This is a genomic window from Bacillus sp. T2.9-1 (assembly GCF_950097965.1).
Taxonomy (GTDB): domain Bacteria; phylum Bacillota; class Bacilli; order Bacillales; family Cytobacillaceae; genus Niallia; species Niallia hominis.
Genome location: NZ_CATNHG010000114.1, coordinates 1 through 26554 on the forward strand (window position 1 = coordinate 1; position 26554 = coordinate 26554).

General features: G+C 34.1%; 23 protein-coding genes and 1 pseudogene. 17 read left to right on the forward strand and 7 right to left on the reverse strand.

Annotated features, from left to right (window positions below):
* The first annotated feature begins 441 nt into the window (after window positions 1-441).
* Window positions 442-945: a GNAT family N-acetyltransferase gene (locus QQZ16_RS17085; protein WP_031535979.1), complete on the forward strand. Its 504-nt coding sequence runs from the start codon at window positions 442-444 to the stop codon at window positions 943-945.
* A gap of 43 nt (window positions 946-988) precedes the next feature.
* Here the strand turns inward: QQZ16_RS17085 and QQZ16_RS17090 are convergent, their stop codons facing one another.
* The 4 genes and pseudogenes from QQZ16_RS17090 to QQZ16_RS17105 all read right to left on the reverse strand — a co-directional run bounded on the left by QQZ16_RS17090 (window position 989) and on the right by QQZ16_RS17105 (window position 5097).
* On the reverse strand, window positions 989-1408 hold the full coding sequence (locus tag QQZ16_RS17090) for an Hsp20/alpha crystallin family protein (RefSeq protein WP_031535978.1): 420 nt from the start codon (window positions 1406-1408) through the stop codon (window positions 989-991).
* Window positions 1409-1427: 19 nt separating this feature from the next.
* The gene (locus tag QQZ16_RS17095) at window positions 1428-1958 is read right to left on the reverse strand and encodes an Hsp20/alpha crystallin family protein (RefSeq protein WP_311298667.1); all 531 of its coding nucleotides are present in this window, start codon (window positions 1956-1958) and stop codon (window positions 1428-1430) included.
* A gap of 152 nt (window positions 1959-2110) precedes the next feature.
* Window positions 2111-3298: pseudogene (locus QQZ16_RS17100) on the reverse strand (putative bifunctional diguanylate cyclase/phosphodiesterase).
* A 434-nt stretch (window positions 3299-3732) separates the two neighbouring features.
* Complete coding sequence (locus QQZ16_RS17105; protein WP_284561538.1) at window positions 3733-5097, reverse strand: MATE family efflux transporter; 1365 nt, start codon at window positions 5095-5097, stop codon at window positions 3733-3735.
* A 246-nt stretch (window positions 5098-5343) separates the two neighbouring features.
* Here QQZ16_RS17105 and QQZ16_RS17110 point away from each other — a divergent pair, with 246 nt between their 5' ends.
* The 4 genes from QQZ16_RS17110 (at window position 5344) to QQZ16_RS17125 (ending at window position 9203) form a co-directional block, all read left to right on the forward strand.
* Window positions 5344-5433: an ArsR family transcriptional regulator gene (locus tag QQZ16_RS17110; protein ID WP_231512510.1), complete on the forward strand. Its 90-nt coding sequence runs from the start codon at window positions 5344-5346 to the stop codon at window positions 5431-5433.
* 317 nt (window positions 5434-5750) lie between these two features.
* Window positions 5751-6095: an ArsR/SmtB family transcription factor gene (locus tag QQZ16_RS17115; RefSeq protein WP_031535972.1), complete on the forward strand. Its 345-nt coding sequence runs from the start codon at window positions 5751-5753 to the stop codon at window positions 6093-6095.
* Window positions 6095-7408 (forward strand): arsenic transporter, encoded by a 1314-nt coding sequence (locus tag QQZ16_RS17120; RefSeq protein ID WP_035416073.1) that lies wholly within the window; start codon window positions 6095-6097, stop codon window positions 7406-7408. The genes QQZ16_RS17115 and QQZ16_RS17120 overlap by 1 nt, the downstream gene beginning before the upstream one ends.
* Before the next feature lie 151 nt (window positions 7409-7559).
* A complete protein-coding gene (locus tag QQZ16_RS17125) occupies window positions 7560-9203 on the forward strand; it encodes an FAD-dependent oxidoreductase (protein WP_031535967.1) in 1644 nt (547 codons plus the stop codon).
* A gap of 162 nt (window positions 9204-9365) precedes the next feature.
* On the opposite strand, the gene QQZ16_RS17130 is transcribed toward QQZ16_RS17125, so the two are convergent.
* On the reverse strand, window positions 9366-9923 hold the full coding sequence (locus QQZ16_RS17130) for a GNAT family N-acetyltransferase (protein WP_284561539.1): 558 nt from the start codon (window positions 9921-9923) through the stop codon (window positions 9366-9368).
* A 401-nt stretch (window positions 9924-10324) separates the two neighbouring features.
* On the opposite strand from QQZ16_RS17130, the gene QQZ16_RS17135 reads away from it, so the two are divergent.
* Window positions 10325-10663 (forward strand): DUF4870 domain-containing protein, encoded by a 339-nt coding sequence (locus QQZ16_RS17135; protein ID WP_031535963.1) that lies wholly within the window; start codon window positions 10325-10327, stop codon window positions 10661-10663.
* A 9-nt stretch (window positions 10664-10672) separates the two neighbouring features.
* On the opposite strand, the gene QQZ16_RS17140 is transcribed toward QQZ16_RS17135, so the two are convergent.
* Window positions 10673-10918, reverse strand: coding sequence for a hypothetical protein (locus tag QQZ16_RS17140; RefSeq protein ID WP_284561540.1), 246 nt, complete (start codon window positions 10916-10918; stop codon window positions 10673-10675).
* Between the two features lie 221 nt (window positions 10919-11139).
* On the opposite strand from QQZ16_RS17140, the gene QQZ16_RS17145 reads away from it, so the two are divergent.
* The 5 genes from QQZ16_RS17145 to QQZ16_RS17165 all read left to right on the forward strand — a co-directional run bounded on the left by QQZ16_RS17145 (window position 11140) and on the right by QQZ16_RS17165 (window position 17866).
* Window positions 11140-11925: a hypothetical protein gene (locus QQZ16_RS17145; RefSeq protein WP_031535959.1), complete on the forward strand. Its 786-nt coding sequence runs from the start codon at window positions 11140-11142 to the stop codon at window positions 11923-11925.
* Window positions 11926-12176: 251 nt separating this feature from the next.
* The gene (locus QQZ16_RS17150) at window positions 12177-13475 is read left to right on the forward strand and encodes an NCS2 family permease (protein ID WP_031535957.1); all 1299 of its coding nucleotides are present in this window, start codon (window positions 12177-12179) and stop codon (window positions 13473-13475) included.
* Between the two features lie 255 nt (window positions 13476-13730).
* Window positions 13731-14966, forward strand: coding sequence for an EAL and HDOD domain-containing protein (locus tag QQZ16_RS17155; RefSeq protein WP_284561541.1), 1236 nt, complete (start codon window positions 13731-13733; stop codon window positions 14964-14966).
* 475 nt (window positions 14967-15441) lie between these two features.
* Window positions 15442-16428, forward strand: coding sequence for a diaminopimelate epimerase (gene dapF, locus QQZ16_RS17160; RefSeq protein WP_235252394.1), 987 nt, complete (start codon window positions 15442-15444; stop codon window positions 16426-16428).
* 508 nt (window positions 16429-16936) lie between these two features.
* A complete protein-coding gene (locus QQZ16_RS17165) occupies window positions 16937-17866 on the forward strand; it encodes an ATP-dependent DNA ligase (protein ID WP_031535952.1) in 930 nt (309 codons plus the stop codon).
* Window positions 17867-17885: 19 nt separating this feature from the next.
* Here QQZ16_RS17165 and ligD read toward each other — a convergent pair whose 3' ends face one another.
* Entirely contained in the window at window positions 17886-19097 is a 1212-nt protein-coding gene (gene ligD / locus QQZ16_RS17170; RefSeq protein WP_235252395.1) for a DNA ligase D, read from the reverse strand.
* Between the two features lie 181 nt (window positions 19098-19278).
* Between ligD and ku the strand changes: the two genes are divergently transcribed.
* The 6 genes from ku to QQZ16_RS17200 all read left to right on the forward strand — a co-directional run bounded on the left by ku (window position 19279) and on the right by QQZ16_RS17200 (window position 26225).
* Window positions 19279-20112 carry a non-homologous end joining protein Ku gene (gene ku, locus QQZ16_RS17175; RefSeq protein ID WP_031535948.1) on the forward strand — a complete coding sequence of 278 codons (834 nt, stop codon included), beginning with the start codon at window positions 19279-19281 and terminating at the stop codon, window positions 20110-20112.
* A 98-nt stretch (window positions 20113-20210) separates the two neighbouring features.
* Entirely contained in the window at window positions 20211-20822 is a 612-nt protein-coding gene (locus QQZ16_RS17180; protein ID WP_284561542.1) for a phosphatase PAP2 family protein, read from the forward strand.
* Between the two features lie 301 nt (window positions 20823-21123).
* On the forward strand, window positions 21124-21666 hold the full coding sequence (locus tag QQZ16_RS17185) for a glycerol-3-phosphate responsive antiterminator (RefSeq protein ID WP_031535944.1): 543 nt from the start codon (window positions 21124-21126) through the stop codon (window positions 21664-21666).
* Between the two features lie 308 nt (window positions 21667-21974).
* On the forward strand, window positions 21975-22793 hold the full coding sequence (locus QQZ16_RS17190) for an MIP/aquaporin family protein (RefSeq protein WP_031535942.1): 819 nt from the start codon (window positions 21975-21977) through the stop codon (window positions 22791-22793).
* A gap of 27 nt (window positions 22794-22820) precedes the next feature.
* The gene (glpK, locus tag QQZ16_RS17195) at window positions 22821-24311 is read left to right on the forward strand and encodes a glycerol kinase GlpK (protein WP_235252397.1); all 1491 of its coding nucleotides are present in this window, start codon (window positions 22821-22823) and stop codon (window positions 24309-24311) included.
* A 288-nt stretch (window positions 24312-24599) separates the two neighbouring features.
* Complete coding sequence (locus QQZ16_RS17200; RefSeq protein ID WP_235252398.1) at window positions 24600-26225, forward strand: glycerol-3-phosphate dehydrogenase/oxidase; 1626 nt, start codon at window positions 24600-24602, stop codon at window positions 26223-26225.
* Window positions 26226-26554: the final 329 nt, after the last annotated feature.

Sequence of the window (26554 nt, forward strand, 5' to 3'; positions counted from 1 at the left end):
TCTTTAGAATTGGTGAGTGAATGTGGTGCAGAAGGGAAACCTTTTCAGTGGGCCTTTAAGGCCGAGGCCGGTAAGAGAGGCTTTTAGCCGCAGAGCAAACCACCAGTTCACACTGGTGGTTTTGATTATTATCTTGAATCAATAGTGTTTTGGAAAGCATCAAGTTTAATACATTCTTAGCTATAGTAGACACAACCGCAAGCTTATTTGAGTTCAAGTAGTATTGGCAGGCGAGAAAGAGTAGCCAACTATGGAAATTATATTTTAACTTAGATGATTCTGAATAAAGAGAATTATAGAAATAGATGTTTATTAAACAAAATAGTGGTATTTTTGAGCATTAATTTATATAATAATTTTTCCTGAATATCTACTTTAAGAACAAGCACACTAACTAAGAGAGTTTACAGGGAAGAATTTATTGCATAGGAGAAATTACAAGTGGAAATTAGACAAGGACATATAGATGATTTACCAACAATCATGGAGATTGTTAAGAAGGCTTTAGTGATTATGCAAAAAGAAGGAAATGATCAATGGTCTCATAAATACCCTAATGAAAATAGCTTTGAAATAGATATCGAAAATAAAAATCTCTTTGTTGCTATTATGGATGACAAAGTGGTTGGTTCTATTACAATTGATCAAATTGGTGGAAAAAACTATGAGGGTATTGCCTGGACTTATCATAATAGAGAATACATGGTTATCCATCGATTAGTTGTTGATCCAGATATTCGTGGTGGCGGTATTGCGAGTAATTTATTAGCATTCGCTGAAGTGTACGCCATTGAACAAGATGTATTTTACTTGAAAACTGATACATATTCATTAAATGATAAAGCACAAAACTTATTTATGAAAAATGGATATAATAAAGTTGGTTCTACTTTTTTTGAAGGAAAAGACAAACCATTTTATTGCTATGATAAATTATTTCTATGATTCCTTAAAGGGAGATAGGAGGAAATTGCTAGATCTCCTCTTATCACACTTTGCAAGCAAAGGAAATCTGTAAAATTCCATTTTCATATTTCTTTTTAATCGTATTTTCATTCACATATTTTGGGATGCTGATTTTTTTTAGAAAATGTTTATTCTGTCGTTCTTTCAAAAGATAGGAACATTTAGGAAAAAGGGTTTTATAATATCCTTCTATATAAAGGACATGATGATGAATACGAATCTTTAAAAGGTTTATATCCATTCCTGGCAACTCCATATCAATAAAATAACAAGATTCAAATAAATAATAATCACATGCTGGGAAAGTATCGCTATTTTTTATCGATGTTGGTGAAAGGGAAGACCACTCTTTGTCACTAGATCCAAACATTTCTTTCCAATAATCTTCCTTATGACTATTCTCTGAAAATTGATAGATTTTTTTTAAGTTGTCAAAACTCATAAAAATTCCCGCTTCCTTTTTAATTCATTTCTGTTACATCAATCTCCGAAAATTGAATATCAATATTCTTCTGAATCCTTATCTCTAAAATATGATCTTTGTAAACGGCAGCAGACCCTTTTTTTCTTACAATGGCAGGCAATGTAATCATATGTTTGTCTTCAAATGATGGAATATGCTCTATTACTAATTGGTTAGATGTATAAAAGATCTTAATATGTTCAAGCCAGCTGCTTTCTAGAATAGGAATTCTGACATAAACGTGATGATGGGTTTCAAAAACGACATAATTGAATTTTTCTGAATCGTGAATGTTATCATTGCGATAATTCGCACCTTTTGAAAATTGCTGGAACATAGTATCTGGCTCCATTTTCTGAAGAGATTCTGGCATAAGTTTATCCATCATTTCTTGTACATACTTTTGGATATCTTGAGGATTCATTTGATCCATTCTATTTTTTGAATCTTTATTAAAAGGGAATAAATTCCATGGGAACATTGGAAATTCATCCTTTCTCACCTTTGCAAATATATGCTTATTTTTCATTGTATTCACACATAATAAAAGTGTGTATTTGCCTAGTAGGCATTTCTTTAAATGAATATTGAAAAAAAATCAGATAAGAGCAATGCCTTTTTCATATGCTCCATGTCTAACTATTCATTTTACAAAGTAGCCTAAGGACCATTATCAATATATTACTGTACCGTTTCTTGCCAGTACTTAAGAAGTTTATCCTCTGGTAATGGCCTACTATAATAGTAGCCTTGAATTTCATCACATCCCCATTCTAAAAGGGCATTTAATTGTTCTTCCTTTTCAACGCCTTCAGCTGTTACCGAAATATTTAAGTTTTTGGCTACAAATAGCAAAGATTGTACTATGGCCGCATCATTTTTATTTTTTGGTAATTCTTTAATAAAGGAACGATCAATTTTTATGCGATCCAGGTTGAACTGTGATAAGTATGTCAGGGAGGTGTAACCTGTTCCAAAATCATCCATCGATTTTTGGATTCCTTTTTCCTTCAGTATATTAATTTTTTTCTTAGTCTGTTCTGTATTTTCAATAGCCAGGTTTTCGGTGATTTCTAGATCAATCATATGTGTTGGAAGTTTGAATTTCTGTAATTGCGCAAATAAAAATGGTATAAAGTTCTCATCTAAAAAATGAATAGGCGATATGTTGATAGAAAGGTGAAAATTCACATTATATTCTAGTATCCAACCCGAAAATGAGCTTATTGCCTATTCAATAATCCAGTTACTGAGAGGAATAATTAGACCGTTTTCCTCTGCTAATGAAATAAATTCATCTGGACTGACAAAACCTTTTTCTGGATGGTTCCATCGTACTAATGTCTCTACACCTACTTTTTTTTTGTGATTAGTACTATGCTTGGGTTGGAAATGAAGAATAAATTGTTCTTGCTTAAGAGCTATCTTTAATGACTGAAGCATATTGATTTGTTCTAGTTTCTTCTCTTCAACCTGAGAAGAAAAGAAAATGACATTATTTCTTCCAGAATGCTTGACTTCATACATGGCCATATCAGCATGCTTAATCAGCGTGTTTAAATCTTTGCCATCTTCTGGATAAAAAGAAACACCGATGCTTATAGTAATTTCTTTCAAAGTCTCTTGTACTAGGAATGGCTCCTTCATTAAATCTTGAATATTCTTGATTCTTTCAAATACTTCGTTCCGACTATAGGGCGCAATAAGGCAAATGAAAAAATTCGTCTTCCCCATTCTTGCAAGCAATTCACCTCGTATCAATATTTTTTTTAATCTTCCCGTAACTTGCTTCAGTAAGGTATCTCCAGCGACATGGCCAAGATTATTGATGTCTTTGAACATGTCGAGATCGATAAGAATAGTTGCCACAAGCGTGTTAGCGTGAATGGTGACTTTCTAAATTTCGATAAATTCCTCTTCATTTGAATAAACCAGTTAAATCATCATGATATTGATATGCTACGAATTTTACTTGCCTCTGAGTCGTAATCTGTTCTGTTATATCTTCTAAAGCAACATTTATTAACTAAACAGTAAGAGGTTAAAGTAGGGACTTTTGATTTGTTTAGTTATCAACAATGTGAATGGTGACAATCATAGATTTATATGATGGAAGATATTCTCTTATATGAAGGGGATAGAAATTTTCTAGTTCTATTGATACTTAGAGGTAGGTCGGAGATTAGCACCGTAATGACCAAGAGTTTTACCATTCAATAGTAGGGGGATAAAGGAAAACCCACCACTGATGGAAGTTTCACTTTATCTTTTTTTACATCTTTCCCCTTGTGGTAATCACTCTTTTAATGCTGATATTGCGGATAAGCAAATTTTTTCTTCTGTATCTTTATTAATCGACTCGTTAAGAAAATAGCTCCTGTAGCAAGACCGATAATGAGACCGATCCAATAGCCAAAGGGACCTAAATGGGTATACATAGCAAGAAGATAGCCGCTTGGTAAACCAATCACCCAATAGGATAGAAAGCTCATAAGAAGTGTAACATTTACATCTTTATAGCCTCGTAAAGCTCCTTGAATTGGTGCTTGAATAGCATCTGATAATTGAAAGAATATCGCATAAATAAGAAAGTGAGCTGTTAGATTTAGCACTTCCCAATCTTTTGTATAAATTTCAGCAATATCCATTCGGAATGTTAACAGAATTATTCCACTTATAAATGCAATGAAACACGCTAGTCCCACTCCTAACCAGCTATATGCTTTTGCATCCTTCAAGCGATTGGCTCCAACTTCATAACCAACAAGGATGGTTAATGCTGTAGAAATGCTGAGGGGAACCATATACAAGAGTGAGGCAAAGTTAATTGCCGATTGATGTGTAGCAATTGTATTAGTATCGTAATTGCTCATTAGAATTGTCACAGCACTAAAGATACTTGTTTCAAAGAACACGGAAAAACCAATCGGAATCCCAATTGTCAAAATTTCCTTCCATTTAATCCAAGATACTTTTGAAAATTGAGTAAATAATTGAAACGAAACAAAAGGCTGTTTTCGATGCACGATATAAATGGCAATAAAAAACATAATCCAATACGTTATACTTGTTGCATAACCAGTTCCTATTCCACCTAGCTCGGGAAATATCCATATCCCATTGATAAGTGCATAATTTAATACTACATTAATCGGAATGGCAATTAAAGTAATAAACATGGTAATCTGAGTCTGGCCAAGGGAATCAATGAAAGAACGAAGAACAAAGTATAAGAAAATAGGAATAATCCCCGTACTCAAGGCTACTAAGTAATGGTAAGCAACGTTAAAGACTTCTTTTTCTAACCCAATACTTCCTAATATGGACTCTAAAAAGAAGTAGCCAATTATTATAAGTGTTACAGCCATACTAAAAGAAAGATACGCAGCTTGGATAACTGAAAATCGTACCTTTTGTGGTTCGCTTCTACCCATTAATTGGGAAACGATTGGAGGTAAAGCAAGAAGAATCCCACTGAGTCCTGTATAGATTGGTGTCCATAAGGAGCTCCCTACTGCTACTCCCGCTAAGTCAACGGGACTATAATGTCCAGACATTGTCGTATCAAAAAAGCTTAGTGCAAATATGCCAACCTGTGTAACAAGTACAGGCATTAAAATAACGATCATTTGTGTTAACTTTTGATTAATTGAATTTGATTGTTTCATCTTTTTGTCCTCTTTCTTAACAATAACGTTTCGTATTATACCATAGATTGGGAGAATGATGGAACGAAAGAAACGGAAACTTCTAAATTCTTTGCATAAAAGTGGTTTGTAGTTAAGATGAACAGATTATGATGAAATTTATATATGAATGGAAATGGATAAGAATATATGTCTTCGAAACAATTTGACAGTGAAGCAAATATTTTAAACCTTTTAGGGCATAAAACATAGTTATTAATGGTAGGGATGCTAACGGTTCACGAATGCTGTTTATGTGAATTTGTAGATGGGTTTCAATTGTCTCAACCTGCTATTAGTCAACATTCGAGAAAGTAAAAGGATGCTGGACTGGGTAATCAATTTTCTAAATCAACAAAATATACATTTTTCGATGGTTAACGATATTCTAAAGTAAGTAAATGAGCAAGAAGAAAAATTTATTAGCTTAGAAGATCACGGCAAAAGAATTTCTTGTATTTAAAAGTAAAAAAATGTAATTGACAGCACCTTTTTTTTACTGATAATATATAAGTATATAATTATATATTAAAAGAATAGATACAAATACTAATAAATATTGTATTTCTTTTCTTTAAATAAGTATATAACAATAAGCTTATGTAATAGGAAATCGTGTAGAAAGGAGGATAAAAATGAGCAAAAAAGACCAATCTTTAAAAGAGACAGCTAGTGTTTTAAAATTACTAGGGGATAAAACAAGACTTAGCATTGTAAGCTTGTTGTCTGAACAAGAATGCTGTGTGTGTGAATTTGTTGAAATCTTTAATATATCACAGCCAGCAATTAGTCAGCATCTTCGTAAAATGAGAGATTTGGGAATTGTAAAGGAACAAAAAAAGGGGCAGTGGGTTTTTTATTCATTAAATAATACTAGTGACTATTATGAAATGATAATGGAGCTATTAAAACACATCCCAAATCAGCGAGAAAAAATCGAGAGGTTAGAAGAAAAAGGTTTTAGAATCATATGTAATTAATGGAGGTTGACACTTTGTTACAAACAGTCTTGGCAATAATTATCTTTTTATTAACATTAACATTGGTTATCTGGCAGCCAAAAAATCTTTCGATTGGTTGGTCTGCCTGTGGAGGGGCAATACTAGCATTACTGGTAGGTGTAGTAGATTTTAATGATGTTGCTGATGTAACAGGGATTGTTTGGAATGCAACACTTGCCTTTATAGCAATTATAATTATCTCTTTAATATTAGACGAAATTGGCTTTTTTGAATGGGCAGCACTACATATGGCACGAGCCGCGAACGGGAACGGGCTTAAGATGTTTATTTATGTTTCGATATTAGGTGCAATTGTTGCAGCGTTGTTTGCAAACGATGGTGCAGCACTTATTTTAACCCCCATTGTACTCGCGATGGTTCGAGCATTAAAGCTAGAAGAAAAAATGGTTTTTCCATTTATTATGGCTAGTGGATTTATTGCAGATACTACATCCTTGCCGTTGGTGGTAAGTAATTTAGTGAATATAGTTTCTGCTGATTTCTTTGGTATTGGTTTTGTTGAGTATGCATCCAGAATGATTGTTCCAAATCTATTCTCCTTATTAGCTAGTATCCTTGTGTTATATCTATACTTTCGTAAGAGTATTCCTAAGAAGTATGACTCAAGCCACTTAAAGGTTCCCGTTGATGCAATTAAAGATCAAAAAATGTTCCGGATTTCTTGGGGCATTTTAGTGGTCTTACTTATTGGCTATTTTGGAAGTGAGTTTTTGAAGATTCCAGTATCGTTTGTTGCTGGCATTATCGCAATTATTTTTCTCTTTTTTGCAAGAAGAAGCGAGGCGGTATCTATTCGGAATGTAATGAAGGGAGCACCCTGGGCAATTGTTTTCTTTTCGATAGGAATGTATGTTGTTATTTATGGTCTTCGGAATGTAGGATTAACCAACCTGCTTTCAAGCGTTATTCAAGCAGCTGCAGATCAGGGATTGTTTGTTGCAACCATTGGCATGGGATTCATCGCTGCTATTATTTCTTCCATAATGAATAATATGCCGACTGTCCTGATCGATGCCTTAGCAATAGCAGATACTAATGCAACTGGAGTAATCAAAGAGGGATTAATTTATGCTAATATAATCGGTTCCGATTTAGGTCCAAAAATTACCCCGATCGGTTCACTGGCAACTTTATTATGGCTACATGTATTATCACAAAAAGGGGTAAAGATTTCATGGGGAACCTATTTCAAAACGGGAATAATTTTAACCATTCCGACTCTTTTTATTACTTTAATTGGCTTATACTTCTGGCTTTCTTTCCTTTCATAGTTGGTAAGTTAAACCATTAATCTCCGAACTCTAAAAAAAGCAAGAGAGAAGGAACGAGCCATTTTTAGTCGCCTGTTTTTATATGATTCATTGCAAAAAAGAAAGGTTAAATCGATTTAAGAAAAAAATGAATGCATATAGGAGGATAAACATGAAAATTATTATAATAGGATCGGTTGCAGCAGGGACTTCTGTAGCAGCAAAAGCACGTAGAAATGACGAACAAGCCGAGATCACCTTATATAATGCAGATTATGACATTTCCTATTCAGTTTGTGGAATTCCTTATTTTCTAGGTGGAGAAATAGATGAATTGGAAACTTTAACACCAAGGACTCCATCTTGGTTTAAAAAACGATATAATGTAGACATTTTTATCCGACATGAAGTTACCAGTATCGATGCTGTAGAGAAAAAGATTCAAGTGAAAAACTTAGATACAAACGAAGTAAAAGAGGATATATATGATGTATTAGTTTTTGCAACAGGTGCAACACCAATTACTCCTGAAATTAGTGGTGTAGAATTGGAGCATGTTTTTCAGGTTCGAACCATTCAAAATACGAAAGCTATCGAAAAATTTATGAAAGAAAAGCAGCCCGAAAAAGCAACTATTATTGGCGCAGGTTATATTGGCTTAGAAATGGCAGAACAGCTTAAAACAAGAGGATTAGATGTAACGTTAGTTCAGCGTAGCAATCAAGTTATGTCTCATTTGGATAAGGATATGGCTATACGTGTAGAGGAGCACTTAGTTAAAAAAGGGGTAAAACTCCTTTTAAATGAAGAAATAACCGCAATAAATGAAGCGGAAATACATTCAAAATCAGGAAAAGTTATCGAAGCAGATATGGTCATTTTAGCAACAGGTGTGCGCCCAAATACACAATTGGCTGAGGCAATAGGTGTTAATATTGGTCAATCAGGGGCCATTGCTGTAAATAGTAAAATGCAAACAAATATACCAGATGTGTATGCAGTAGGTGACGTGGCGGAAAGCTTTTCCTTAATAACAGGGAAACCGCTGTATCGTCCATTGGGTAGTACAGCTAATAAAATGGGGAGAATAGCTGGTGATGTGATAACTGGTGGTTCACTAGAGCATCGAGGTATTTTAGGTACAGGAATTCTGCGAGTTTTTGATTTAGCTGTTGGACAAACTGGTATGACAGAAAAAGAAGCATTAGAAGAAGGATATTCAATTGAAATCCTGCACAATATCAAACCTGCTAGAGCGGAGTATCTTGGAGGGAAAGATTTAATCATTAAGGCAATTGCTGATAGACAAACAGGCAGAATATTAGGCGTACAAATTGTGGGGGAAGAAGGGGTGGATAAGCGAATGGATGTATTTGTTACAGCCATTACATTTCAAGCAAAAGCTGAAGACTTATTCCATCTTGATTTAGCGTATGCTCCACCTTTTAGTACAACAAAAGATCCTGTTATGTATACTGGGATGGCGTTACAGAATGCTATAGAAAAGAAAAATAAACTAATTACCCCAAGTGATTTATCAGAAAGAATAAATAATGGTGAAGCAATACAGGTAATTGATACGCGTTCTGCAAAACAATTTCAAGCCTCATGTGTGGATAGTGCCATTAATATAGCTCTTGGTGATTTGCGTGAAAAATCGAAGAATCTTGATCCGTTGCTCCCTACTGTGACATATTGCAATAGTGGTACAACAGGTAATGCTGCGCAAAATGTATTACGAAATTTAGGGTACAGCGATATTTATAATCTTTCTGGTGGTAATAAAAATTATCAAACCTTTAAGAAGAGTAAATAAAGGGTTTGCTAACATAGGAAGGAACCTTTAAGTTCAAGCTTTATCGGTTCTTTTCTTCATTCAAAATGTCACAGAAAAAATGTAAGAAATAAAATAAGATCAGTAGATAGATACTAGAGCTATCGCTGATCTTAGTAGATTATGAACAGTTGACCAATGAATTTACGCCTCTCTGAGATCATTTGTACTCTCTTCAGTAGTTTGACGTAAAGTATAAAGAGTAAATAAATCTTTAGGAATTTCAAATAGTTGATAATTTGTGCCAGAGCTATTTAAGGCTTGTAAAAGATTGCTTCTTGTCTCATTGGCAGAAATAGCATAAGGAAGCTTTTCGGCTGCTTTTAGCGATCGAGTATTATGGCTTCTAATCCGCATTAATATGCTGTCAATATTTAGGTCAAAAAATGCTTCAGAGAAGAATAGTTCCTTTGCCAATTTATTGTATCCTTTTCCATGATATGGCTTCCCTAGCCATGTTCCTAGAAAGCCAATATTATTATTTAGATCAAATAAACTTATCGTACCAATTGGGTTTTGCAATTCGTCCAAAATGGTTCTTGAAATAAGTTCTCCTCTTTCTTCTGCTTCCATTGTTTGTTTTGTTAGAAACAGGTATTCTTCATATGAATTAGCTTTTTGACGCACAAATGGGAAGACATCTGGATGCGTCATTAAAGGATATAACACTTGGCAATCCTCGAGATCTCTTTTCTTTAACATAATAATCCCTCCGTGTCCTGAGGGCAGAACTTACTCTTGATAAAGAAATGCCCACCCTCGAAATTTTTAATCCAATTGAAAAAAAATTTCGGGGTGGGAATCGAACCCACTAGAACCAAAGCGGTGGCGCACCATTTGCCTTCCCATCTTTTATTATTATCTCATGATAACAAATTACTTTTCTATATCATACAAAATTATGTAGAAAATGAAAATAGGAAAATACAAACAAAATGTAAAATTTTTATGAATAAATGTAAAGGTGAGGGAGGCTAAATAGTTATATAGATGAAAAAACATAATAAAATAATTGGACAAATATTATTAGAAAAATGAAACATTTAATTTAATCAATGGTATATAATAATATAGCAATTATTATTACAATTCGGAGGTTTCAAATGGATTTCAAAGAAGATGTATCATCAACGGATGAGAGAATTTTTGCAATGTTGATTTACGTATCAAGTTTCTTTACTAATTTTATCGGACCATTAGTTATTTGGCTCGTGAAAAAGGATTCACCTTTTGTTAATTATCATGGTAAGGAATATTTCAATTTTTTAATTTCTTATGCTATTTATTCGTTTATTGCCTGGATTCTGATATTTATTATTATAGGAGTGATTATTTTACCTATTATCGGAATAATGGCGTTTGTATTTACAATTATTGCAGCAATAAAATCTTATGAGGGTCAAGCGTATCATATTCCATTAACAATTCGTTTTATTAAATAGTCCATTTGACTAAACATGACATGCTTTAAGAACTGCCGCATATTCTCTTAAGTATAATACTATCCTTCTTGATAGTGGTGTATATGAGATAGGGAATATGCAGCAGTTTTTTTTATTTGTATTATTCCATTTAACAAAAAAAAGCATCATTACTGTTAATCCCTCATTCATGCAGAGGGTACCATTCTTTTCATTCCTTGTCCTCCTTTTGTGGATTGATATATCCCTAATGAATTTATAGTCTTCCTGTTCCATCGATAAATCGTTGGAAAGCAGACCTCCATTTTCTTTTGCTCCTAAATAAATAAGAATAATAGACAATTTAATAGAACTAATTTCATTTTTTCCAAAAAAGTCTCCATTAACTAATCATAGATTTGAGTAGAAATTAATAGAATAGTTACTACAGATTAAAAAATATGCCAAAACTCACAATCCAACCTTGTAAGGAAGAATGGAAATAAAGGAGACTCGTTATGAATATAGAAAAATATTATAAATACACAGCCGTTTCTGCTTTAAACGCTAGTCTAATTAGTTGCATTCCAATTTTTCTTTTTACGGTGCTGTTTATTTTTAGTCACTCTAGCATTACTTATTTCTTACTTTTAGTGCCATTTGGATGCTATAGTGTAACTTGCTATAGCCAGTATTATTTACATAAACGACGATTCGAAAAGGTAGATACAATATTTTCATTTGGTCAAGTTAACTCCATTTTAAAAACAAATACAGTTGTTTTATCATTTTTACCTGCACCCTCACTGCGTATGGTTATTTTTGATAGAAATGGGCAAGAGATTGGAGAAATTAAAGATGTGAAATTTTCGGTGATTCGCTGGTATCTTCCCTTTCTATTTGATCTGTTTTATGTAAAATCATATGGATTTTATAATACGGAGAACGTGCTTCAATATACTTTCAGAATGAAGCGGAATAGGATAGAGATTTTAAATAAAGACAATAGAATGATAAGCTCAATAATGGAGATGAAAACAGATAAACGATCTTCGCGGATTTTTTTATTTGGTGAAAAATCACTCAGGATGAAAAAGAGCTTTGGTAATACGGAATATCATTTTGAGAAAGAAGATGGGATTGTATTAGCACATTTGAGAAAAGGCTGGATGCCAAAGGAGTGGTCAAAGCGATTCATGGACCCTAATCTTCCTTTATTTACAATTGATCCACATGCTTCGGATAGAGAAGTAATCCATCTATATGCTTTATTGGCGAAAATATTTGCGTATACAAATCATTGATTTATTTGAATTTATTCTGAAATTTTTTTGATAAGAAAATATTACTAAGGAAAGGCGAAATCATCATAATCTGTAGGAAAAAGTAAGTATTTTCTCCTAAAAAACATTGGCAAAGTAATGGGAATCTGCTATCATAAATTCTTGTGGCTACCCTATTTCATGCTGAAAGTCATGTCAATATATGACATGCTTTTCTTGTGTTTAAGAGGGAAGCGGGTAGGGAGAGGGCTATAACTAAATAGGTATTTCAAATGAAAGATTATATTTTTTCATTTTTTAAGCTAAAAGAAAATCAAACCACTTTTAAAAGTGAAATTTTTGCAGGGATTATTGGATTTTTTACTGTTGTTTATATTGTGGTGGTGAACTCTTTAATCTTGGCAGAAGCAGGTATTCCTTTAGAAGCAGCGATCATTGCAACGATTCTAACGTCAGTTGTAGGTTGTTTTTTAATGGGTTTTTACGGGAATGTTCCGATTTTACTTGTACCTGGTATGGGGATTAATGCTTTATTTTCTTATACAATTGTCCATTCAATGGCTTTAACTTGGCAAGAAGCTCTGGCGGTTGTATTCATTTCAGGAATTTTGTTTATGATTGTTGCCTTTACGAAGCTTGCAAAGATTGTAAGTGATTCAATCCCTGTTTCATTGAAAGAATCGATTACTGTAGGGTTAGGTCTATTTTTAATGCTAATCGGTTTGGAGAAAGGCGGGCTTGTTGTAAGAGGAACGAATTCCATTATTGCTTTAGGATCTTTTAGTGATTTACATGTATTAGCAACTGTACTCACATTTTTAATAAGTATTATCCTATTTTTAAGAAATGTGAAGGGAAATTTCCTCATTACGATTGTTGTTGGCACATTGATAGCAGCAAGTTTTGGAATAATTGATGTAAATAGCGGAAAGAGTCAATCGCTCCACTTACAAGAATACAAGAATGTGTTTGGTCATATGTCTTTTGATAAACTAATATCGATTCCATTCTGGATTGCGGTATTTTCCCTAACGATGGTACTTATTTTTGAGAATATTGGATTGGTAAATAACCATGTGCAATCTATTGATAGACCAGACCGATTTACAAAGGCTTTTCGAGCTAATTCTATATCTGTATTTCTTTCTAGTTTTTTTGGCACAAGTCCAACAGTAGCGACAGTGGAAAGTTCTGCAAGTATGACAGCTGGTGGGAGAACAGGTCTAACAGCGGTAACAACAGGACTTCTTTTTCTTTGTTCTGCGTTTTTTATTCCTGTTATTAAATTAATACCAGACAGTGCGATTGCACCGATTCTTATCATTATTGGAGGATTAATGCTACAAAATATCCGTAATCTGGATTTAAGGGATTTAAGTGAAAGTTTTCCCAGCTTCTTTATTATTGCTATGATTCCATTTACTTATAGTATCGCAGATGGTATGGCAATCGGATTTATCCTTTACCCAATTTTAAAGATAGCATTAGGTAAAGCGAAAGATGTTTCACTTCCTTTGTATTTCATATCCTCATTGTTTTTGATTAATTTTGTACTTCAATATACACATTAATCAAAAAGAAGATCCATCCTTTATCATAGCGCTTATTTTATTTTTTGAATAAGAACTTTACTAATATACCAGGATAAAGGATGGTCTTTATCATCGAAAAATAACTGCACCATAGATGCCCCTATAATTAATCAAAATAAGACATTTTAAGCGCTAAAAATAATTATCTTACACTCAAGGTTCGACAACCTTCTGCTTATAAATTTATTAAAATGACAATAACTATGGCACAAATAGATTGACGGAGGTAAAGGAATGGAAGTTTTTGTGGCGAGACAGCCACTATTTAATCGAATGGAAGAGGTTTATGGCTATGAATTGCTTTATAGACATAATAACATGAATTCATTTCCAAATATAAATGGAGATCAGGCGACGACAGAAGTTCTAATTAACAGTTTCTTTAATATTGGGATAGATAAGCTATCAGACGGAAAACCTTGTTTCATCAATTTCACAGAAAATTTATTAGAACTAAGACTGCCTACATATTTTCAACCAAGAAACATAGTAATCGAAATTCTCGAAAGCGTTATTCCCAGTCAAAAAATAATCGATATTTGCATAGAGTTAAAACAACTAGGCTATAAATTAGCGTTAGATGATTTTATTTTTGACAAAAGCAATCTATACTCACAATCTTTGCTATTACTTGCTGATATGATTAAAGTTGATTTTCAGCAAACAACTAAGGAAACACGTTCAGATTTGGAAACGTTGGCGAGAAAGAATAATATTGAATTGGTTGCAGAAAAGCTGGAAACAAAAGAAGAGTATGAACAAGCTAAAAATAAAGGATATCACTATTTTCAAGGTTACTACTTTTCAAGACCACTGATTATGTCTACTCACGATGTACCAATCTATATTCATACGTATTATAAGATACTTGAACTTTTGAATGATGAAGATCCAGATATTAATCGTATTTCAAAATTAATCGAGCAGGATATTTCATTGTCCTATAAATTATTGAAACTAATAAACACACTAGGCTATGGAATGAAGCAAAAGGTAACAAGTATTAAAAATGCGATTATTTATATTGGGCTTATTGAGCTGCAAAAATGGATATACGTTTTAACCGTAAGAGAAAATGAGTGGAAGAATGGAATCTCATTTGAAGTAATGCTTAATTGTTTAATCCGCTCTAAAATGTGTGAATCGGTCGCAAAGCTAATCCCTGGAAGACAAGAATACGGCAGTTTTTTTTTAACGGGTATGTTCTCCCTTATGGATACCATTATGAATAGAGATATGGCGACAATTCTTTCTGATTTACCTCTAGATGAAACGATTGTACAAGCATTATCAGGGGAGAAAAATATTCAACGAGATGTACTCCAATTGGTCATAGCTGCAGAAACAGCTGATTGGACTAGAATAGGACTAGGCTGTAAAGAGTTAAATATACAAGAAAAGGAACTATTTAAAGAATATGCAGAATCCATTTCATGGGCTAAAAAGCTATTGGATGAAGATTATTTATAATGTTTATTAAATAGAGAGGCTGGGACAAAAGCATTTCAACTAATAATAAACGCGAAAATTTATATAGTTAATATATATAAATTTTCGTGTTTTTTAGTTTAAAAATAGGTTTGAAAACGAAGTGAAATGGAGCAGAGGACGCTCGACTCCTGCGGGAAATAGAGACGCTTTAGACCCCTCAGAGCATGCGAGGGAGGCTCAGCTTCCTCCATGGCGCATCGTGGGTCTGTAGCGCAATGGAACGACTTAGTTTTTATACTTGACTATATTTAAAATCATAGATAATCATCATGAGATAGTAGCTTTATTTAAGAGCTAAATTAGAGAGTATTTGTCTTTAAAGGTTGGTTATTTAGTTTTGTCCCAGCCTCTTTTGTTATTTTCTGTTCTCTTTTACTAATAAGAATTAATTGCAGGTTAAATGCAGGAACGGTAAAATGGAAGAAGATTGATATCAGCTTGGAGGAATAGGGAAATGAATATAAAAATTACAAAATGTCATGGAAGTGGAAATGATTTTTTAATTATAGATGAGATATCAGATGATTATCAGTTTTCTGAAGAAGAAAGAGCGACGTTAGCTAAAGCGCTCTGTAATAGAGAGTCTTCCTTGGGAGCTGACGGAATTCTTTATGTAATGTCAAGTCAAGTAGCCGATGCAAGAATGAGAGTATTTAATGCAGATGGTTCGGAAGCGTCTATGTGCGGAAATGGTATTCGTTGTGTTGCCCGTTATGTTTGTGAATTGCTTAAAGTTGAAGAGGCTGTAATTGAAACGATGAAAGCTAATCTGGAAGTGAAAAATGAAGAGGATATTTATCCAAACATTCCAACTTATTTGGTAGAAATATCTCCAGTTTCCTTTAAGACAGAAGATCTTCCATTACAATTAGAAGCAGATACACTACTGAATGAGAAGATTCCAGGACTGCATGAAGATTTGTTATTTACTGCGTTAGCAGTACCAAACCCACATTTAATTACGTTAGTGAATAAAGAGGTACTGGATTCTGAAGTACAGGAAACTTTAAGTAAATATGTGAATGGGTCAAATGAATACTTTCCAGACGGAGTTAATGTTAGCTTTGTATCGATTTTAGATAAAGGTAGTATCTATGTTCGTACTTATGAACGAGGAGTTGGTTTTACTAATGCATGCGGTACAGCGATGAGCGCATCTACCCTCGTTACGATATTAAATGGATTTAATGAAGAAAATACTTATGTTGATGTGTATAATAATGGCGGGAAAGTTCGCTGTATTGTTCACCATCAAAATGGACAATACCGCATAGATTTAATTGGAAATGCTAGTTATGTATATCGTGCAGAAGTAGCTTTAGAGTGGGATACGATTGAAAATTTTAATGTTAAGAATAAGATTTATTTTGAGGATGAAGCTATCCAATATAATAAACTACAAACAGAAGCACAAAATTATGTAGAGGCTCATTTAAAGTAAGTATAATAATAGTTCTTTCCAAATGGATAGGATGAAAAGGTAGGCTATATTTACTAAGATGAAACGATATATCATCAGAGTGAGTAGGTTGCAGGCAATTGTAATTGAAATGACTATTTTAAAAGTATAAAGAGACTGGGACATAAGCATTTCAATCAACAATAAACACGAACGTTTTATGTAATTTAATTACACAAAGGTTCGTGTTTATTGGTTTAGAACAAGTTTAAAAAACGACTTAGTTTTTACACTTAACTACATTTGTATCATAGATAACCATCATGAGAAAGTAGCTTATATAAGAGCTAAATTAGAGATTGTTCGTCTTTAAAGATTAGTTATTTAGTTTTGACACAGCCTCATGGCTTATGTCCCAAGTCTTTTCGTCTAAAAAAGTATTAAACAGTTTATTGCTAAGTTAAATTCTGAAAGATAATGGGATGTGTTGGAATAATACTGTATATTATTTTTCTATTTGCAAATGGTAAGGATAAAAAGGATATCTACTATGAAGCCAATAAAGCCATTTGAACCAATCTTAACAGATGTAATTCCTCAAGGTGATCAGTGGGTTGCCCAAGTGAAGTGGGATGGAACAAGGATACTCACCTATTATGATGGAGATAAAACCCAATTGTTTAATAGAAAGAAAAACGAAAGAACCAAACAATATCCAGAGCTCTTACGCCCAAACACGTTTATACAGGCTGAAAATTGCATTTTGGACGGAGAAATAATCGCTTTACAGAATGGCAAGCCGTCTTTTTATGAAGTAATGAAGCGTGATCGAATACGAAATATGGATAGAGTAAGCCAATTGCAGCAGGAAATTCCCATTACCTATATGATTTTTGATATCCTTTATGTTAATGACCATTGGTTATTAGAGAAGCCTCTACGTGAAAGACAACAAATACTACGAGAAAGAATTACTGAGAATGAAGTGATTCGCCTAGTGGAAAGCTTTTCCGATACAGAAGGTTTATTTAACGTATGCATGGAGCATCAGCTCGAAGGAATTGTTTGTAAAGATCTCGATAGTCCATATTTACTTGAAGGAAAAGATTCAAGATGGAGAAAGAGAAAAAAAGAGCAGGATTTAATCGCAGTAGTAGGCGGGGTTACGTTGAAGAATAAGACTGTCCATTCCCTACATCTTGGGCAGTTTAATAAGGACGGCCAATTATTTTATATTGGAAGTGCTGGTTCTGGAAAATTAACGGCAAAAGACTGGGTTGCTGTTACAAATGCTATTGAACCAATTATTATCAAAGAGAATCCGTTTATTAACCAAGTTGAAGTTAAGGGAAGTGTTTGGCTGAGGCCAGCTCTTACTGTGAAAATCACCTTTTTAGAGTGGACAGAGGGTAGAACCTTAAGACATCCAGTAATTGAATCCTTTGTAACCGTCCCTATAGAAGAGTGCCTAATGGAATAAAAAACAGGGAGTGAGCCTCTTACAGGAATCCCTGTTTATTTTTAATTTGTGTTAATATATCCAGCACTTGACGGAACGGCTGTCTTTTTTTGGCTTCAAAATAAGTAGAAAATGGATTTATTCCTTTTTCTAATCTCTCAAGGACAGTTTTCATCGGAAACTGACTTGGATGGAGGGTGTTTGTAAGTTCCTTCCATTCAATTGGACATGCAACATATCCACCTCTGTTACCACGGATAGAGTATGGAGCGATTATCGTTTTGCCCTCGCTGTGCTGGATATAGTCAATATATAATCGATTATTTCTGTTTTTTTTCAGTCTTTCAATGGTGAATTGTTCTGGATTCTTTTCTATCATAAAATGTGCGATAAATTCAGTAAAAATCCGCACTTCATCGTATGAAAAAGTTTTTTCGGGAAGTGGCAAATAAATTTGTATGCCTTTGTTTCCTGAGATTTTTAAAAAGGCTTGTAATTGCAATCTATTCAGAATTTCATGCAGAACTTTAGCTGCTTCAATGGCCATATGAAAATGATCATTTGAAGGAGGATCTAAATCAAATACAATTTCAGAAGGCATTCCATTGGAGTGGATGGTTTCGAATGGGATATGATATTCAAAAGCTAATTGATTTCCTAACCACATTAGGGTTTCTTGATTATTACATAAAATATATTCAATATCTTCTTTTACATATGTTTCTACAAAAGAAGGAGCATAATCTGGGCATTGTTTTTGATAGAATGATTCTCCAAATAGACCATGTGGAAAGCGAATGGTTGTCAGCAAACGGTTATGCAAAAAAGGAAGGAAATAGGGACTTACCTCTTTTAAATATAAAAGATAATTAAGTTTAGTAATATTAGTATCGGGAAAAAGTGGTTTGTCAGGGTGAGTAATAGTAGTGCGATCTGTTATAAGTTGTTCCAATTTGCAATCGCGCCAATTATGTTTATATAAAAATTTTGAGAAAGTAGGATTGATTATTTCATCATGTACAAATGAAGAGAAATGTAATTCTACACAAATTCCTGGATCCATATAATAAAAATCATCCTCTTCTTTTTTGTAATGTTCCTTTATAATGCCTAACAAGGCGATTTTCTCATCCTCCTTTAACCCTTTCTTAAATCTCCCAACGGTTATTATTTCCTTATTTAAACAAACGCTCACACCAAATGTATCTGATTTTTTATGATAATAATGTATAAAAAATGCTGCTTTAGGCATAAGTAATCCTCCTGATAATCATTCGATAATAGTAGTATAACCAATTGATATGGGTATGTATGAATGATGTGCACTACCAATAATTAAATAGTATGAAAAAGACATGGAAACACAATGTATTAATAGAATCAAAAAGTAAAATTTTTGGGAAAGTAATTTAAATGAGAATGGAGATTATACGATGCACACGATGTGGAAAGGAAATATAAGTTTTGGACTAGTGAGTATACCGATTAAGATGCATTCTGCAATTGAGGATAAAGATATAAAGTTAAGAACACTTCATAAAGCGTGTCATGCTCCTATTAAATATGAAAAGAAATGCTCTGCCTGTGAAAAAGAAGTAGCTCCAGAAGAAATTGTGAAGGCGTATGAGTATGCAAAAGGAAAATATGTAGTCCTCGATGATGATGACTTAGAAAATCTACGCAAAGAGAACGAGGATAAAGCGGTAGAGATTATTGATTTTGTGAAAATGGAAGAAATTGATCCGATTTATTTTGAAAAATGTTATTATATGTCTTCAGGTGAGGGCGGAAATAAGGCATATGCTTTATTAAGACAAGCTTTGCTTGAAACAGGAAAAGTAGGAATTGCTAAGATTATTATTCGCTCTAAGGAGCAATTAGCTATTATTCGAGTGTATGAAAATACACTTGTGATGGAGACGATACATTTTCCAGATGAAGTTCGCAATGTAGAAGATGTACCAAATGTACCTGAAGCCAGTCAAATAGAGAAAAAAGAATTAGAAACAGCCATTTTATTAATAGATCAATTAACAACAGAGTTTACACCAGAAAAATACACGGATGAGTACAGAACAGCTCTTCTTCAATTAATTGAAGCAAAAAAAGCTGGAGCAGAAGTAGTTACAGGTACAGAAAAGCAACCGAAATCGAATGTCATGGATCTGATGGCGGCTCTTCAAGCTTCTATTGATAATACAAAGCCTAAGAAAACAGAAGAAAAGAAGAAGAAGACAACGAGAAAGAAAGTCGCAAAAGAAGCTTAAAATTTAAATAGGTGCTATGCTTGTATGGACAAGCTAGCACCGAAAAATAGCGAGGGATAATTTTGGAAAGAAATATAACATTAAAGTATATAATCCTGATGATTGCTATAATCGTAACTTTTAGTACGGTATTTTATTTAATAGCAAACCTAGTTACCAGTTTGGATATCATTGCTTTTGACGATATGATCATCGATTTTATCCAGTCATTCATTTCCGATGATTTAACAATATGGGTGGAACGGGTGACATTTTTTGGATCGGTATCATTTATCACAATTGCTTTACTATTCATTACAGCTCTTTTGCTATGGAGAAAAAAATATGCTTTAGCCACCTTTTTTGTTTTGACAAATGGTATTGGCGCACTATTAAATAAACTGCTTAAATGGTTTTTTAAAAGAGAGCGTCCAGATATTTTGCCTGTTATAATAGAGAAAGGCTATAGTTTCCCAAGTGGACATTCAATGGGCTCTCTTATATTCTTTGGTTCATGTGCATATCTATGTATACATATTGTGAAATCGACTGGACATAAAATAATTGCATATGTGGTTGCTTGCCTATTTATCATTCTAATTGGTATAAGCAGAATATATTTAGGAGTTCATTATCCGACAGATGTTGTCGGCGGATATTCAATAGGAATAGCCTATTCAGCCGTTTGTATTTTAGCTTTTCGGCTATATGAATTTAAATCTAGACTGTAGCCAAACGCCTGGATTGTAGAAATAAGGTTTGTCTATAGATATTTATTAGGTCCTTAGGATTGGAATGTTGCTTTCCGTTTTTGGGGTTTGCCTTCCTCAGTAGGGCTCGCGCTAATCCCAAATGAGTCTCACCTCTTACACTAAAAGCGACGCATAAAAATTCTATTTAACTTTTTTAAAATCATTTTTTTGACAAACTGAATTGAAACGGTAATTTTTTACTAAAGAAAGCTGTTAATAAAGAGGAGAGCGTATACAAGGTATAGTAATTTTGCAATAAAGTGAATTATGGGGGATAAAAATGAATCAGCATATCATACCTGCATCATCAAATATGAAGGAATTTGAAGCTTTTCTAAAAAGTGATTATGAAATTGGCGTGTTCTTAGAAGTACATATTTCTCAATTAAAGCACATTAGCCAACTGGCAAAAAAGGCTAATAAGAAAATGATTTACCATGTGGATCTAATTCAAGGATTAAAAAGTGATGATTTTGGTACAGAGTTTATCTGTCAAGAGTTTAAGCCATATGGAGTAATATCTACAAAATCATCCGTTATTTTAAAAGCAAAACAGAAAAATGTCATTGCTATACAAAGGGTCTTCTTACTCGATAGCCATGCGATAGCGAAAAGTGTTAAATTGGTGAAAAGAACATATCCAGATTATATTGAAGTTCTTCCAGGCGTGATGCCTTGGATGATTAAGGAATTAAAAGATAGTTTGAATGTACCGATACTCGCTGGTGGTTTGATTCGCACAAAAGAAGATGTTAAAAAAGCAATTGATGCTGGGGCTACAAGTATTACGACATCGAAGCGTGAATTATGGGAAGAGAGATAATGTACACTTAATTAATAATTACTATTTTTATAGTGGAAATATCAAAAAAAAATTGACAGTCTACTGGTAAGCGTTTACAATAGATTTACAAGTTAATTTAATGTGTAGGAGAAAAGGAGATGCACGCAGGTAGCCATAATTTATTTATTGGCGATATTTTGTTGTGCTCTCCTTTTTTGCGCATTTTTTAACCAATTACACTCTGTGATTTGAATCGAAAAGACAGGTTGATAAGTATTAACGAAGATGTAAAAAATGTATTTAGCATCGAATTAAAACAGAGTGAAAAAAGGATAAGGGGGATTCGAATGTCTGCGTTTATGGGAGAAGTTATTGGAACGCTTATTCTGATTGTATTTGGTGGCGGGGTCGTAGCAGGTGGTAACTTAAAAAAGGCGTACTCAAATGGCGGTGGTTGGATTGTCGTTACGATTGCATGGGGATTAGCTGTAGCAATGGGCGTATTTGCTGTAGGAAGCATTAGTGGTGCACATCTAAATCCTGCAGTGACAATTGCTCTAGCAATAACTGGGGACTTTCCATGGAATCAAGTAGGGCCTTACATATTAGCGCAAATGATTGGTGCGTTTTTAGGAGCCTGTATTGTTTATTTACACTATCTCCCACATTGGGAAGCAACAAAGGATCCTGGTGCAAAATTAGCAGTGTTTTCAACTGGACCTGCGATTCCACATACTTTTTCCAATATATTAAGTGAGTTGATTGGAACGTTTATGTTAGTGCTAGGATTGTTATTCATTGGTGCAAATAGTTTTACAGAAGGTCTCAACCCAATAGCTGTAGGTTTGTTGATTGTTGTAATTGGTATGTCATTAGGAGGAACAACAGGATATGCCATTAATCCTGCCCGTGACCTTGGTCCAAGAATTGCTCATTTTGTACTGCCGATAGCAGGTAAAGGCTCATCGAATTTCGGATATGCATGGATACCTGTAGTTGGACCGATTCTCGGTGGTTCTTTAGCTGCAATTATGTATACTTATCTTTTTAAAGGTATTATCTTATCCAGTTTCTGGGTAGTGTTAGCCATAAATGCAGTTGTTTTAATGCTTGCATTTTTTATGACAAAAGGGGAAAGTAAGAGTATTAGAAAAAAAGTAGCGTGAATATTTACTAACTGGGGAGGAATGAACATGGAAAAATATATTTTATCATTAGATCAAGGTACAACAAGCTCTAGAGCGATTATTTTTAATAAAAAGGGAGAAATTGTGCATGTTGCGCAAAAAGAATTTACACAAATTTTTCCAAAGCCAGGCTGGGTGGAACATAATGCTAATGAAATCTGGGGTTCCATTCTGGCTGTAATTGCAACCGTTTTATCAGAATCAGATATTAAGCCAGAACAAATTGAAGGAATCGGGATAACAAATCAGCGTGAAACAGCGGTTGTGTGGGATAAGAAATCTGGGGTTCCTGTATACAACGCAATCGTCTGGCAATCAAGACAAACAAATGACATTTGTGAAGAATTAAAAGCACAGGGGTATAATCAATTATTCCGAGATAAAACAGGATTATTGATTGATGCGTATTTTGCAGGTACAAAAGTTAAATGGATTTTAGATCATGTAGATGGGGCAAGAGAAAAAGCAGAAAATGGTGATTTGTTATTTGGGACGATTGATACATGGCTTATTTGGAAGTTGTCTGGTGGAGAAGCACATGTAACAGATTATACAAATGCATCCCGTACATTAATGTTTAATATTTATGATTTAAAATGGGATCAGGAATTATTAGATATTTTAACAGTTCCTAAATCGATGCTTCCTGAAGTAAAGGCTTCTTCTGAAATATACGCATATACAGTTGAAGGACATTTCTTTGGTAACAGAATTCCGATTGCGGGAGTTGCTGGAGATCAGCAGGCTGCATTATTTGGGCAGGCGTGCTTTGAAGCTGGAATGGCAAAAAATACGTATGGAACAGGCTGTTTTATGCTCATGAATACAGGAGAAAAGGCAGTCAAATCAGATCATGGACTATTAACAACCATTGCATGGGGGATAGATGGAAAAGTGCATTATGCGCTAGAAGGGAGCATTTTTGTTGCTGGATCTGCCATTCAATGGTTACGAGATGGATTAAGAATGCTAAAAGATGCGAAGGATAGTGAAGCATATGCAAGCAGAGTGGATTCAACCGATGGAGTGTATTTAGTACCAGCATTTGTAGGACTTGGTACACCGTATTGGGATAGTGATGTAAGGGGTGCGATGTTCGGCGTAACGAGAGGAACAACAAAGGAACATTTTATTCGTGCAACATTAGAGTCACTTGCCTATCAAACAAGAGACGTACTTTCTGCAATGGAAGCAGATTCGAATATTCAAGTAAAAACATTACGTGCAGACGGGGGAGCAGTTCGAAACAATTTCCTCATGCAATTCCAAGGAGATATACTGAATGTTCCTGTAGAACGACCAGTTGTAAATGAAACAACTGCATTAGGTGCTGCTTATCTTGCTGGATTAGCTGTTGGATACTGGAAAGATCAAAGTGAAATTGCAGAACAATGGAGTTTGGATCGTTCCTTTGAACCAAAAATGGAAGAAGATAGAAGAGAAGAATTGTATCTTGGCTGGAAGAAAGCAGTCAAAGCAACGATGGCTTTTAAATAAGAAAACATTATAAAAATAATATAAATACTATGAATATAAAGAAAAATATGTTATAATATACACAAGTTAATAATTTTTGTCTGGAGAATTGGAGAGACCACAAGCCATTGTCATCATAATGATAATGTAGCTTTGTGGTCTCTTTTTGTTTCCTAAAAAACTACTTACGACTCAATTATCTCATTTGTTACAGCAGGAAAATATTTAACCAACATGGTTTTCACTTAAAGGGAGGTTATTACTTTGCAAAAGAAGCCAAGTAATAGAGAAAAAATAGAACAGCAATTAATGAATAAGAAATTTGATATGGTAGTTATTGGTGGAGGTATAACAGGTGCGGGGATCGCTTTAGATGCGGCAACTAGAGGAATGGAAGTAGCGCTAGTAGAAATGCAGGATTTTTCAGCTGGAACCTCAAGCAGATCAACGAAATTAGTGCATGGGGGACTAAGATATTTAAAGCAATTTGAAGTGAAAATGGTTGCAGAGGTAGGGAAAGAAAGAGAGGTTGTATATGAAAATGGACCACATGTGACCACGCCTGAGTGGATGCTTCTCCCCTTGCATCAAGGAGGGACTTTTGGGAAATTTTCAACGAATATTGGCTTAAGAGTATATGATTTTCTTGCCGGAGTAAAAAAATCAGAACGTCGAAAAATGTTATCAAAGGATGAAACATTATCTAAAGAGCCTTTAATAAAAAAAGATGGACTAAAAGGTGGCGGATACTATGTAGAATATCGGACAGATGACAGCCGTTTAACGGTTGAAGTACTTAAAAAAGCAGTAGATAATGGGGCGACTGCCATTAATTACACGAAAGTAGAAAACTTCTTATATGATAAAAATGGTATGGTGGAAGGTGTGGAAGTTAGAAATTTAATAGCTGGTACTGTGTATCCAATTTATGCGAATACCATTGTTAATGCAACAGGACCATGGGTCGATACGTTAAGAACAATTGATGGAAGCAAGAAAGGAAAAACGCTTCAGCTTACAAAAGGAGTTCATTTAGTTATTGATCAGTCTGTATTCCCGCTAAAACAAGCCATTTATTTTGACACTTCTGATGGTAGAATGGTTTTTGCTATTCCACGAGATGGTAAAACCTATGTAGGTACAACAGATACCTTTTATAGTGATGATCTTATACATCCATCCATGTCTATAGAAGATAGGGATTATATTTTAGGAGCCATAAAATTTATGTTCCCTTCTGTGTCTGTTTCTGCAGCAGATGTAGAATCTAGTTGGGCTGGAGTGAGACCATTAATTTTGGAAGACGGAAAAGACCCATCTGAAATTTCGCGAAAGGATGAAATTTGGGAATCGGAAAGTAAATTAATTACAATCGCTGGAGGTAAACTAACTGGTTATCGAAAAATGGCAGAGACAGTTGTTAATCTAGTAGCAAGTAGATTGCAAGAAAAAACAGGCAAAACATTTAAAAACTGTATGACAAAATCATTGCCAATTTCAGGCGGTGAAGTCGGAGGGTCAAAAGGTTTTTCGACATATATCAAAGAGGTAGTAGAGAAGGGAATTAATGCAGGACTCTCTAAAGAGGATGCAGAAAAAATCGCAAAGCTATATGGCAGCAATGCGCCAATTCTATATGAGCTGGCAAAAGAATCTATCGGAAAGCATGAAGAGCTTTCGCCAGTAGTGCTTTCAAGAATACGCTATGCAATGGAATATGAATTCGCTATGACACCTACAGATATTCTTTTAAGACGAACAGGAATGCTACTATTTGATATAGATAAAGTGCAAGAAATAAAGGAAGCCGTTATAGAGTATATGGCAAATTATTATAATTGGAGCTACGAAAGGAAAAACATATTAACAGCTGAATTAGAAGAAGAAATCCAAAAAGCCACAGTACCATTTGAAGGAAATTTAATTAAAAATTAACTCGTAAGTGGTTCTCTTTTTTTAAAGCCTAAAATCTTATTATAGGAATTTAATGGGAAATATGTAGTAAGAAGTAGGGCGAGTCAACACCAATAGAATCGTTGCTTGCCCTAAAGTAAACTGTATTTAGTCTGCTATACTTTTTGTTCATTTGCTTAGATTCTAAAACCATTAAATGAATGATTTTACAAAAATAGGGAAGGTATGAGTAAAATGTTTGTGGGAGAATAAATATCCTTTTTGTCTAGTTGGGGGACGAGTCCCCCAACTAGACAAAAAGGCCACCAAGCGAGAGCGCGGTAGCTGGAAAAAATTAAGCATTAAAAAAG

What these genes read in the sequence shown, in the direction of transcription:
- QQZ16_RS17190 (WP_031535942.1), top strand. Translation starts at nt 21,975, where the DNA reads ATGTCTGCGTTTATGGGAGAAGTTATTGGAACGCTTATTCTGATTGTA.
- QQZ16_RS17155 (WP_284561541.1), top strand. Translation starts at nt 13,731, where the DNA reads ATGGAAGTTTTTGTGGCGAGACAGCCACTATTTAATCGAATGGAAGAG.
- ligD (WP_235252395.1), bottom strand. Translation starts at nt 19,097, where the DNA reads ATGCCTAAAGCAGCATTTTTTATACATTATTATCATAAAAAATCAGAT.
- QQZ16_RS17140 (WP_284561540.1), bottom strand. Translation starts at nt 10,918, where the DNA reads ATGGAACAGGAAGACTATAAATTCATTAGGGATATATCAATCCACAAA.
- QQZ16_RS17110 (WP_231512510.1), top strand. Translation starts at nt 5,344, where the DNA reads ATGCTAACGGTTCACGAATGCTGTTTATGTGAATTTGTAGATGGGTTT.
- ku (WP_031535948.1), top strand. Translation starts at nt 19,279, where the DNA reads ATGCACACGATGTGGAAAGGAAATATAAGTTTTGGACTAGTGAGTATA.
- QQZ16_RS17185 (WP_031535944.1), top strand. Translation starts at nt 21,124, where the DNA reads ATGAATCAGCATATCATACCTGCATCATCAAATATGAAGGAATTTGAA.
- dapF (WP_235252394.1), top strand. Translation starts at nt 15,442, where the DNA reads ATGAATATAAAAATTACAAAATGTCATGGAAGTGGAAATGATTTTTTA.
- QQZ16_RS17165 (WP_031535952.1), top strand. Translation starts at nt 16,937, where the DNA reads ATGAAGCCAATAAAGCCATTTGAACCAATCTTAACAGATGTAATTCCT.
- QQZ16_RS17145 (WP_031535959.1), top strand. Translation starts at nt 11,140, where the DNA reads ATGAATATAGAAAAATATTATAAATACACAGCCGTTTCTGCTTTAAAC.
- QQZ16_RS17135 (WP_031535963.1), top strand. Translation starts at nt 10,325, where the DNA reads ATGGATTTCAAAGAAGATGTATCATCAACGGATGAGAGAATTTTTGCA.
- QQZ16_RS17105 (WP_284561538.1), bottom strand. Translation starts at nt 5,097, where the DNA reads ATGAAACAATCAAATTCAATTAATCAAAAGTTAACACAAATGATCGTT.
- QQZ16_RS17150 (WP_031535957.1), top strand. Translation starts at nt 12,177, where the DNA reads ATGAAAGATTATATTTTTTCATTTTTTAAGCTAAAAGAAAATCAAACC.
- QQZ16_RS17120 (WP_035416073.1), top strand. Translation starts at nt 6,095, where the DNA reads ATGGAGGTTGACACTTTGTTACAAACAGTCTTGGCAATAATTATCTTT.
- QQZ16_RS17180 (WP_284561542.1), top strand. Translation starts at nt 20,211, where the DNA reads ATGATTGCTATAATCGTAACTTTTAGTACGGTATTTTATTTAATAGCA.
- QQZ16_RS17090 (WP_031535978.1), bottom strand. Translation starts at nt 1,408, where the DNA reads ATGAGTTTTGACAACTTAAAAAAAATCTATCAATTTTCAGAGAATAGT.
- QQZ16_RS17125 (WP_031535967.1), top strand. Translation starts at nt 7,560, where the DNA reads ATGAAAATTATTATAATAGGATCGGTTGCAGCAGGGACTTCTGTAGCA.
- QQZ16_RS17130 (WP_284561539.1), bottom strand. Translation starts at nt 9,923, where the DNA reads ATGTTAAAGAAAAGAGATCTCGAGGATTGCCAAGTGTTATATCCTTTA.
- QQZ16_RS17095 (WP_311298667.1), bottom strand. Translation starts at nt 1,958, where the DNA reads ATGAAAAATAAGCATATATTTGCAAAGGTGAGAAAGGATGAATTTCCA.
- QQZ16_RS17200 (WP_235252398.1), top strand. Translation starts at nt 24,600, where the DNA reads ATGAATAAGAAATTTGATATGGTAGTTATTGGTGGAGGTATAACAGGT.
- glpK (WP_235252397.1), top strand. Translation starts at nt 22,821, where the DNA reads ATGGAAAAATATATTTTATCATTAGATCAAGGTACAACAAGCTCTAGA.
- QQZ16_RS17115 (WP_031535972.1), top strand. Translation starts at nt 5,751, where the DNA reads ATGAGCAAAAAAGACCAATCTTTAAAAGAGACAGCTAGTGTTTTAAAA.